Source organism: Pseudomonas sp. GW822-FHT02E03 (genome assembly GCF_058802325.1).
Genome location: NZ_JBXAOA010000006.1, coordinates 62,558 through 72,797 on the forward strand (window position 1 = coordinate 62,558; position 10,240 = coordinate 72,797).

At 62.3% G+C, this 10,240-nt stretch carries 10 protein-coding genes; all 10 read right to left on the reverse strand.

Translation table 11 applies throughout. The features are described 5' to 3' along the window. Positions 1 to 24: 24 nt before the first annotated feature. Genes AC1RQB_RS06740 through AC1RQB_RS06785 form a run of 10 tightly spaced genes read right to left on the reverse strand, consistent with a single transcriptional unit; the run spans position 25 to position 10,111 of the window. Complete coding sequence (locus AC1RQB_RS06740; protein ID WP_063341807.1) at positions 25 to 1,251, reverse strand: beta-ketoacyl-ACP synthase; 1,227 nt, start codon at positions 1,249 to 1,251, stop codon at positions 25 to 27. Beyond that, complete coding sequence (gene fabG / locus AC1RQB_RS06745; RefSeq protein WP_063341806.1) at positions 1,251 to 1,979, reverse strand: 3-oxoacyl-ACP reductase FabG; 729 nt, start codon at positions 1,977 to 1,979, stop codon at positions 1,251 to 1,253. Before fabG ends, AC1RQB_RS06740 begins: the two co-directional genes overlap by 1 nt. Then, entirely contained in the window at positions 1,979 to 2,437 is a 459-nt protein-coding gene (locus AC1RQB_RS06750) for a hotdog family protein (RefSeq protein ID WP_007899158.1), read from the reverse strand. Before AC1RQB_RS06750 ends, fabG begins: the two co-directional genes overlap by 1 nt. Beyond that, positions 2,434 to 3,630 (reverse strand): beta-ketoacyl-[acyl-carrier-protein] synthase family protein, encoded by a 1,197-nt coding sequence (locus AC1RQB_RS06755; RefSeq protein WP_063341805.1) that lies wholly within the window; start codon positions 3,628 to 3,630, stop codon positions 2,434 to 2,436. The genes AC1RQB_RS06750 and AC1RQB_RS06755 overlap by 4 nt, the downstream gene beginning before the upstream one ends. Further along, complete coding sequence (locus AC1RQB_RS06760; protein WP_063341804.1) at positions 3,627 to 4,109, reverse strand: DUF3261 domain-containing protein; 483 nt, start codon at positions 4,107 to 4,109, stop codon at positions 3,627 to 3,629. The genes AC1RQB_RS06755 and AC1RQB_RS06760 overlap by 4 nt, the downstream gene beginning before the upstream one ends. Continuing rightward, positions 4,109 to 4,834, reverse strand: coding sequence for a class I SAM-dependent methyltransferase (locus AC1RQB_RS06765; protein ID WP_063341803.1), 726 nt, complete (start codon positions 4,832 to 4,834; stop codon positions 4,109 to 4,111). The genes AC1RQB_RS06760 and AC1RQB_RS06765 overlap by 1 nt, the downstream gene beginning before the upstream one ends. Next, a complete protein-coding gene (locus tag AC1RQB_RS06770) occupies positions 4,831 to 6,078 on the reverse strand; it encodes an NAD(P)/FAD-dependent oxidoreductase (RefSeq protein ID WP_063341802.1) in 1,248 nt (415 codons plus the stop codon). The genes AC1RQB_RS06765 and AC1RQB_RS06770 overlap by 4 nt, the downstream gene beginning before the upstream one ends. Next, positions 6,065 to 7,225, reverse strand: a complete 1,161-nt coding sequence (locus AC1RQB_RS06775; RefSeq protein ID WP_063341801.1) for a cation:proton antiporter — start codon at positions 7,223 to 7,225, stop codon at positions 6,065 to 6,067. The genes AC1RQB_RS06770 and AC1RQB_RS06775 overlap by 14 nt, the downstream gene beginning before the upstream one ends. Next, positions 7,222 to 9,561, reverse strand: coding sequence for an MMPL family transporter (locus tag AC1RQB_RS06780; protein WP_063341800.1), 2,340 nt, complete (start codon positions 9,559 to 9,561; stop codon positions 7,222 to 7,224). Before AC1RQB_RS06780 ends, AC1RQB_RS06775 begins: the two co-directional genes overlap by 4 nt. Beyond that, positions 9,545 to 10,111, reverse strand: a complete 567-nt coding sequence (locus AC1RQB_RS06785) for an outer membrane lipoprotein carrier protein LolA (RefSeq protein WP_050549248.1) — start codon at positions 10,109 to 10,111, stop codon at positions 9,545 to 9,547. The genes AC1RQB_RS06780 and AC1RQB_RS06785 overlap by 17 nt, the downstream gene beginning before the upstream one ends. Between the last annotated feature and the right edge of the window lie 129 nt (positions 10,112 to 10,240).

The following is a 10,240-nucleotide window of genomic DNA, read 5'->3' on the forward strand; positions in this document are numbered from 1 at the left end:
TCTCCTTGACCCTGAGTTATTCGATTACGACCAGCGGCGGAAAATCAACGAGGTGTTGACCCCACCAAAAGCGAAATTGTTGTTCATCACGTACTGGTTGTTCATCTGCCGGAATTCACCGCGCAGGTAATCGAGCGTGCCGCACTGCGGATCGACCTCGTCGAGGTTGAAGGTGTGTACGTACTGGTCGCGGTTCATCATTTCGATGCTGAACCAGGACTCCAGCGCGCCGCAGGCTCCCAGGGTGTGGCCGAGGAAACTCTTCTGTGAACTGATCGGCATGTGTTCGCCGAACAACGCGCTGGTGGCCAGTGTTTCGGCAATGTCGCCCTGTTCTGTAGCGGTGCCATGACCGTTCACATAGCCGATGTCCGAAGGCTGCAGCCCGGCGTCTTCCAGGGCGAGTTCCATGGCCCGGCGCATGGTGAGCTGCTCCGGACGAGTGGCGTGCTGACCGTCGGCGTTGCTGCCGAAACCGACGATCTCGGCGTGGATGCGGGCGCCGCGCGCCAGGGCGTGTTCGAGCTCTTCGAGCACCAGCATGCCGCCGCCTTCACCGATCACCAGGCCATCGCGGCCGGTATCGTAGGGGCGAGGGCTGGTTTGCGGGGCGTCGTTTTTCAGGCTGGTGGCGTAGAGCGCATCAAACACCATGGCTTCGGTCGGGCACAGCTCTTCGGCGCCGCCGGCGAGCATCAGCGGCAGGCGACCGAACTTGATCGATTCATAGGCATAACCGATGCCTTGGCTACCGCTGGTGCAGGCGCTGGAGGTCGGGATCAGTCGGCCAGTGAGGCCGAAGAAGATGCTGATATTGGCTGCTGTGGTGTGCGGCATCATCCGCACGTAGGAGTTGGCGTTCAAGCCTTCCGCCACCGAGTTGAGCAGCATATTGCCGAACGCCTTGATCTCGTCGGTGCTGCCGGTGGACGAGCCGCAGGAAACGCCCATGCGCCCATCCTTGATCGACTCGTCACCCAGCAGCCCGGCGTCCGCCAACGCTTGCTCAGCAGCACCAACAGCGAGCCGCGAGACGCGGCCCATGCTGCGCAGTTGTTTGCGGGTCCAGTGGCTCGGCACTTTGAAGTCATCGATCGGCCCGGCCAGGCGTGTGCTGAGTTCGGTAAAACGATCCCACTCGTCCATGCGGCGGATGCCGCTGCGGTTGGCCGCGAAGTTGGTGGCGATGGTGTCCCAGTCGCTGCCCAGTGAGGTGATGCCGGCCATGCCGGTGACGACGACGCGCTTCATCAGCACAGGCCTCCATTGACGGCCAGAACCTGCCGGGTGATGTACGACGCTTCCGCCGACATCAGGAAATTCACTGCACCAGCCACCTCTTCCGGGGTGCCCATGCGTTGTGCGGGGATCATTTTCATCAGTTCTTCCACCGGCACGTTTTCATCGAGCATCGCCGTGTCGATCAGGCCGGGTGCGACACAGTTGACGGTGATTTTGCGCTTGCCCAGTTCGATCGCCAACGCCTTGGCTGCACCGATCAAACCGGCCTTGGACGCGCTGTAATTGACTTGCCCGCGATTGCCGATCAACCCGGAAACCGAAGTGATGCAGACAATCCGCCCGGCGGCGCGACGACGGATCATCGGCATCATCACCGGGTGCAGCACGTTGTAGAAGCCGTCGAGATTGGTGCGCATCACCAGATCCCAATCCTCCTCGCTCAGGGCCGGAAAAGCCCCGTCGCGGGTCAGGCCGGCGTTGAGCACCACGCCATAATAGGCGCCGTGAGTTTCGACATCGGCTTCAAGAATAGCTTTGCAACTGGCACGGTCGGACACGTCAAATTGCAGGATGCGAGCGTTGCGGCCCAGGGCCTGAATCTCGCCCTGAACAGTGACGGCGTCCGCCAGACCACTGCGGCAGTGCAGCACGATGTCATGCCCGGCCCGGGCCAGACGCAACGCGATAGCGCGGCCAATACCACGGCTGGAGCCGGTGACCAGTACGGATTCAGTCATCACTCGACTCCTTGGGGTTCATGAAGATATTGCGCGGCCTGGGGCGGGCGAAACACGTTCAGCCGGGCTGTGGCGTGGATGCCGGGGGCAGTGAGGTGGCATTCGAACACACCCATGCCGTTGTCGTCTTCCAGCGAGCGTATTCCATGGATGGTCAACTCGGTACCGGCGGGGAAGTGTTCCACGTTGCATTCGAATTTACGGGTGCCGAGCAGGAAACCCAACTCCACCGCATTGCCTTTCTGGCGCGCATGGCAGCCGGCGTATGCGGCGACGCTCTGGGCCATCAGCTCGATGCCGACCCAGGCCGGCAGGCTGCCGTCGGGGCGATTGAACAGGCCGCCGGGTTTGACGGTGAGTCGGGTGTGAATCTGTTCGTCATCGAACGACAGGATCTGCTCGATCAGGATCATGTCGCCAGCATGCGGCAGCAGTTCGGCGAGCGGCCAGGTAATCATGGAGCGTCTCCGATAATCAGGCTGACGTTATTGCCACCGAAGGCAAAGGAATTGCTCATCAGGTAGCGAGGTGCAATGGACGTCAGGTGGTCAGTCGGGGTCACCCAGTGCAGGGCCGGCAATTCGGGGTCGGGTTGGCCGTCCCAGACGTGGGGCGGCAGGGCGTGCTCGCGGTTGTCCACGCTCAGGCTCAACCAGCAGAACGCTGCTTCCAGGGCACCGGCAGCGCCGAGGGTATGGCCGGTCATCGGTTTGGTCGATGAGCAGGGCACGCCTTGCGGGAATAGTGTCGTCACGGCCAGGCTTTCCATGGCGTCGTTGTGTTGCGTGGCGGTGCCGTGCAGGTTCAGATAACCGATCTGCTGCGGTTGCAGGCTTGCGCGGCTCAAGGCTTTGCGCATCGCTTGCAGGGCGCCACGGCCGGTCGGCTCCGGCGCGGAAATATGGTGTGCATCGGAGCTGGCGCCACTGCCCAGCAGGGCAATCGGTTGGCGGTTGCCGGCGTTTTTGCTCATCAGAAACAGCACCGCCGCTTCGCCGATATTGATGCCGTTGCGGTTGGCTGAAAACGGATTGCAGCGCTGCTCGGACACCGCTTCCAGGGCCGAGAAACCGTTGAGGGTCAGCTTGCACAAACTGTCGACACCGCCGCACAACACGGCGTCGCACATGCCCAGGTCGAGCAGTCGTTGGGCGCTCATCAGCGCGCGGGCGCTGGAAGTGCAGGCGGTGGAAATCACATAGGCCGGGCCGCTCAATTGCAGCCAGTCGGCGAGAAACGTCGCCGGTGCGCCGAGTTCCTGCTGCTGATAGTCATAGTCGGCGGGGAACTGATGCTCGCGGATGTAATGGGCCAGGCCACTGCTGGCCTCGTGAATGCCCGAGGTGCTGGTGCCCAGGATGACGCCGATACGGTCGCGGCCGTAGGTCTGGATCGCCTGCTCGATGTCTTCGCGAATTTGCAGCGCAGCCTCCAGCAGCAATTGATTGTTGCGACTGCTTTGATGCGCCAGCTCAGGCGGAATCGGCGCCAGCTCGCCGCGCACCGCCGCGACCGGCAGCGAGCGTTCCACGACCCAGCCGGCCTCGCTGCGCATGCCCGAGCAATCGCCGGCAAACAGGTTACGGGCAACTTCCTGCTTGTCGCGGCCCAGGGCGCAGATCACCCCGAGGGCGTTCAGATAAGCTGTCATGGCGTGTGCTCGCCTAACGGAGTGACGCGATAGTGCGGGCCTTGGGATACGTTCAATTCAAAGCTCAGTAGTTGTGAATAGCGGATGTTCCAGCGTGGTGACAAAGACCGTTGCCCGTCATCCTGCCGGGCGGCGGGATAGTTGCGATGCAACTCGCCCGCAGGGGTCAACGCAAACAACAAGGCAGCGAACAGCTCCCGGGCTTCCGGATTGGGCGGCAGCAGACCGTCGGCCTGCCACTGGCCATCGATCAGTTTCTGCCGTGCCACGGGAATCCCCAAAGGGTCCATCATCGACCAGCGAATGCCTGGGCCTTCACGCTGGATCACCAGCAGCCAGTCCTGACGCTGTTCGGCCATCTGCCGTTCGATGTGCAGTTGCAGCGGCAACGCCAGGTTCGGGGTTCGCTCGGGCAGCGGTGCCTGGCTGGCGCAAGCGCTCAGCAACAGGACACAACCCAGAAGCAGGAAACGGATCATCAGGCATACCCTTCAAGAGGCTTGCGCGCGACTACATTGACCAAGGTTTCTTCCCGTTGGCCAAAGGGTTTTGGCTGGCGCAAGCCGAAGCGTTCGAGCAGGCCGAAATCCTTGGCGCGACTCCACCATAAGTAAGGGTAAGACACGTTCTGCGGGTCGAATTCAAAACCCTGCCGACGAATCATGTCCAGGTAGCCGGCGGCGCTCTTCTGCACGTGCATCGGGTGGCGGAACAGCCAGCGAATCACCCACGTATCAATGTAAGCCTCGGTGGACTCGGCGAACAGCAAATAGCCGCCCGGCTTGAGCACCCGATAGAACTCGGCCAGGGCCCGGTCCTGCTCGACAAGGTGATGGAAGGTCTGATGACAGAACAGCAGATCGACGCTGGCGTCCGGCACGTTGATGCTCGCGCAGTCACTGCCGATCAGTTCTACATCCATGCCCTGACGAGTCGCTTCTTCACCGCTCAGGTTCAGGCTGTGAGGATCGGCATCCAGCCCGATCAGGCGTTGAGGCGCGAAGGTCTGGCGCAGGTACTGGAACGACTTGCCCTGGCCGCAACCGGCATCCAGCAATACCGGGTTGGCGGGCAATGGCGCGCTGAACAGATCGCGTAAATCATTGATCGCCACTCGCAATACATGGTGCTGCCAGGTGTGACTGCGCAGAAACCAGAAACCGAAACGGGTTTCTTCGACGTAGTTGTCGCTCAAGTAACTCATGTCGGATCCTGTGCGCACAGGTCCGAAATCATCCGCAGTCGACGTTTGGGTTCGCTGACGAACGGGTTGCGCTCATCCCAGGCATAACCCGCGAGGATCGAGCTGATCATGCGGCGAATTTCCGCTGCGCCGCCCTGATAGAAAATCACATCCTGAAAGGTCCCGGCGTACCAGCCTTCGACGTAGCAACGGAAGGTGTCGACGCCGCGCTTGAGCGGTTCGGCGAATTCGGTCTGCCAGTTAACGCTTTCACCTTGCAGTTGGCGATGCAGCACCCCGGCGGCCATGCTCGCCGAACGCATGGCGATGGTCACGCCGGAAGAGAACACCGGGTCGAGAAATTCCGCCGCATTGCCCAGCAGGGCGAAACCTGGGCCATGCAGGGTTTTGACGTTGGCCGAGTAGCCACCGATGGTCCGCGCGGGCGTATCCCACACGGCGTTGTTCAGTACAGCGGCCAGGCTTGGGGTTTCGGCGATGAAGCCGCGCAGGCAGTCGTCCAGATTCTCGGTGCGGCCTGCGAAGTGTTCGGCGGCCGCCACAACGCCCACCGAGCAACGGCCGTTGCTGAACGGGATGGTCCAGAACCAGATATCGCGCTGGGTCGGATGGGTGGTGATGAGGATTTTCTCCCGGTCGAAAGCCGGGTTGTCGATACAGTCTTCGACGTGGGTGAACACGGCCTGGCGCACCGGGAAATTCGACGGTGCTTCAAGGTCCAGCAAGCGCGGCAGCACGCGACCGTAGCCGCTGGCATCGAGCACGAAGTCGGCCTCGACGCGGTACTGGCTACCGTCTTCGCGCAGCACATCGAGCTGCGGTTTCTCCAGGCTGAAATCGGCGCTGACGATGGCTTCGCCGTAACGGACATCGACACCTTGCAGCTCAGCCTGATCGGCCAGCAGCTTGTCGAAGTCGGCGCGCTGGACCTGGAACGTCGTCGGCTTGCCGTTGGTGAACGTGTCGCCGAAATCGAAGGTGCTGTACTGATCGCCCCAAGCGAACGCTGCGCCGTTTTTGCGCTGGAAACCAGCCGCATTGACCGCCTCGAGCATGCCGGCTTCTTCGACGAAATCCAGGCAGTGGGACAGCAGGCTTTCACCGATGGAAAACCGTGGGAAATGCTGGCGCTCGATCATCAGCACATCATGACCTTTACGCTTGAGCAGCGCGGCGGCGATGGCGCCCGAGGGGCCGGCGCCGATGACCAGTACCTGACGACGTTCCATTTCAACTGTTGGCACGGGTGCTCCTTGCCGGGGCGGCGATGTTCAAAGGGATTCGGTGCATGCCGGCGAGTGCCGGCAGCAGGGTTGCGATCAGGCCCATCAACATCAGCGCGAAATACAGCGCCGGGCTGATGAGCTGTTGTTGCAGCAGCAGGTTGAGAAAGACGATCTCGCTCAAACCGCGAATATTCAGTAAAAGGCTTTCCCGCCAGCGGCTGGCACCTTCAAACGAGGCGCCGGCCCAGCCGAGGCCCAGCCAGTTGCCCAACAGTTTGCTGGCGATTGGCAGCAGCAAGAGCGCGGCCAGTTGCACCCAGCCGAGGCTGGTCATGGCGCTGTGCACGTTGATCTGCACGATGCCGAACGTGAGGATCAGCGGGATGGCGATCCAGGTCTGCAAACGGCTCATCCACGCCGCCGACAATGGCAGCACCAATGGCACCTTGAGCGCGGCCATGCACAGCAGATAGCCGATGCCGAAAATCAGTGCATTGAGTTTGAAGTGTTCGGCGACCACCAGCAGCGCGAAGAAGCAGCCGCTGTGCAGCAACGGTTGGCGCAACCCGAGCAGGCGCAGCAACAACGGCAGACAGGCGCCGGCCAGCGGCAGCAAGAGGCTACTCAGGTGCAGGCTGCCCTGGGCGAACGCGAACAGGGTCCAGCAGGTCAGGTCGATCAGGATCGCGGTTTGCACCAGACGCCGGGTGGCGGCGGGCGGGTAGTTGATGTGTCGCAGGTACAGATACAACACCGGAATTGCGGTGATGGCGAACAGCAGACCGACCGCCAGCGAGCTGATCCACGGCTGTGGCGGCAACAGCCAGAACGCTGTCGCCAGCCCGCAGGCGAACGGAATACAGAAACTCGGCACGGCGATTTTCAGGCTCTGGCGTTCCAGCCGCAGGTCGATCACGTCGCTGAGAATGTGCCCCAGCAGCAAGGCAAAGCTCAGGCTGTAGAGGTTCTTCAGCCAGCCCGGCGAGATCAGGTCGACGCCGCTGAGGTGCCAGCCCGGTTCGATCCAGAAGTACATCAACAACGGCAGGCCGAAGGTCGCCAGCAGCAACTGGCTGACGATCGGAATCAGACCGAAATGACGACCGACACGGGTGGCCACGGCGAACAACACCAGGGCCATCATCCAGAACACCGCGACCATCATGCTGCCGGCTCCACGACCGGGGCGGCATGGACTTGGCGTCCGGCCCACGGTGCCAGAATGAAACTGAACGCCAGGCCCAGGCTCACCGACAGACCGAAGTTGCTCACCGCTGGCGTGCTGGACACCGCCAACAGGCCAAACGACAGCCAAGTGGTCACCGCTGCCAGCAAGGTGCCCAGCAGACTCGCCGCGGCGCCGCCGATCTGTTCGCGCATGAGGATCGCGTAATCGACGCTGATGGCCGTCACCAGCAACAGGCCGAACAGGCTGAACAATGTCAGCGGCTGACCGAGCCAACCGAGGCTTGCCAGGCTGCACAGGGCCGCCAGCAGCGGCAAAGAGACGATTCGCAACGCGCCACCAAAACCGAATGGCAGGATCAGCACCAGCACGATCAACACGCAGGAGGCGAGTTTCAATTCAGCGGCGCTGATTTGAGTGGCTGCAAAAACCTGGTTCAGTTCGCCGAGGCGATCCACCAGTTCCACACCCGGCAAGTCCAGCGCTTGAACCCGCAACAGCGTGGGATTGTTCAAGCCTTGCAGGCTGACCATTGCGGCCACGCCGTCCTCAGTCGGCCCCAGCCACAGGGTGCGGTAGGGCTCGGCCAATGGGCCGGCCAGCGCCGTGTCGATGTCTTCGGTGGGCAGCGCCTGCAATGTTGCCAACTCGGCTTGCAACGCGGTGGCCGGCACGCCGAGGGCGAGCAACGGTTGCCAGAACTGCGGCAGCTTGCTCAGTGCTTCACGCACTTTGCGCTGTTCGCTCGGCTGGCTGACCAGTTGATTGAGCGATAGATAACCCTGGAGTTTTTCCAGATTGACCAGTTGATCCAGGCGCTCGCTCAGTGCCGTCAGGCGTTCGAGCAACGCCTGCTGATTGGCCGCGCGCACCAGGAAAAACTGGCTGGTAGGTTGATAGCCGGTGATGCGTGCGATGGTCTGGGCTTCGTCAGTCAGTTGCTGCGGTGTGCCGACCCATTGGCGAATGTCGTTTTTGCTCTGCAACTGCAACAGACCGCCGACACAGAAGGCGATCAGCAATGCCAGCAGCACTGGCGTGCGCAAGTATTTCAGCAGCGATTCTCGCAGCTCCAGCAACTTCTCGGCGATGCGCATCGGCCACTGCGCCGGGCGCAGAACCACACCCTTGAGCAGCGCCGGCAACAGGCACACTGCCGACAGGTAGGCGCCAAGCAGGCCGGCGGCGGAGAACACGGCAATTTGGGTCAGGGCCGGGAACGGTGTCCAGGCCAGGGCCAGGTAGCCGATGCAACTGGTGATCAGGCTCAGGGTCAGCCCCGGCAGGGTCAGGCGTAACGCCGGCCAGCTGTGCCAGGGTTTCAGGCTCCAGCTTTTGGACAGGTAATGCAGCGGGTAATCCACCGCCACGCCGATCAGGCTTGAGCCCAGTACCAGCGTCATCACATGCATGTGGCCGAACAGCGCCACGCAGGCCACAGCACCGAACAACATGCCCACCAGCACCGGGACGAACGCCAACAACACCCGCCAACGCCGGAAGGCCAGCAACAGCAGCAACAGAATCCCGACCGTGGCGCCGCCGCCGACCCAGGTCATTTCGCGCGCGGCTTGCCGTTGACCGCTGGCGGCATACAGCAAGCCGCTGGCGGCGAGCAGTTGCACATTGGCCTGGGCGGCTTCTTCGCGACTGTGTTGGAGCAGGTCAGCCACTTGCAGCGGCAGGTTCATGTCGAACGCGTTGCCGGCAGTTCGCGCCCGCAGCATCACCCAACTCTGACCGTCGGCATCGGCAACCAGCGTACCGCTGCCGATGTCCAGTTGCACCGAGCCGTGTTGTGGCTGGCTGTTCTGGATGCGCCCGGTCAGGCCGAGCCAGTCGTCCTGACTCGGTACCAGGCTGAAGCCGGTGAACGGGTCGAACAGGGCTTGTACCCGTTGCTGGATAAAGGCGTCAGGGTGCTCGATGAGTTGCTGCCGATCAGCCGCGGACAGCATCGCCAGGCGGCCTTGCAGCAATTGCGTGCGCAGCGCCGGCAAGTCGGCCTGCAGGGTCCACTGGACCTTTTCGAAGACGCCGCTGGCCTGCCATTGCTCGCCAAGTTTTTGCGCCATGGCGATGGCTTGCTGGCGGTCCTTATGGCCAACCAGTACCAGCATTTCCCGGTTCAGCGGTTCTTGCATGCGTTGTTCGGCGCGCAGTTCCAGCGCGTCCGGCGCGGTGCCTGGCACCAGTTCCATCAGGTTGGCCGACAGCGGTGCACCGTCACGCCATTGCCAGCCGGCGAGCGCGAGCACCGCCAGCAGCAGGATCAGAAACAGCCGCGGGAGCATCCGTTCACTCGGCAAAGTCATGTTGCTCCGCATCGCTCAATGGTTGTGCGCTGGTGCTGTCCTGCATGCGCAACAGGGTTCGGTCACCCTGGGTTTCGAGCAGCTCGATGCTGTGCACCAGTTCGCCGCCGTCAATGTTGATCTGATTGAACACCTGCTTGAGCAGCATCGAGCGCGGGGTCAGGGTCAGCTTCCAGCGCTGTGCATCGCCGCTCAGCGAAAGCTCGAAATCCCGTTGCAGGCCGCTGCTGTCGCCTTGTAGCACCGCGAGGAACAAACGGTTCTGCTCGGCGCCAGCGCTCTTGTTCGGCAGCATTTGCCAGCCGCTGGCATCACGCCGGGCAATGCCTTTGTCGCTGATGCGGTAGTCCTGTTGCAGCGGGGTTTTCAGCAGCCAGAGCAGACCATGGTTCTTTGCCAGTACGAAGGTGCCCTTGCTGGTCAGCGGCTGGGGTAGGGCGCGCAGGTGTTTTTCCTGGATGAAGCTGCCGTGGATCACATCGGGTTTGGCCAGTTGATCGCTGAGCTGTTGCAGATCGAAGGCCTGCGCCAGCGAAGAAAAACTCACCATCAATATGCCCAACACAATGCCGTAGCAGCTGCCGAGCCCGCGAGGCTGCGTCCGGCGGCGAAGGCGTCGTAAAACCTGCGCATGCGGTGCTTCAGGGAAATCGCAGGGCGACTGCTGCGCAGTCGAACG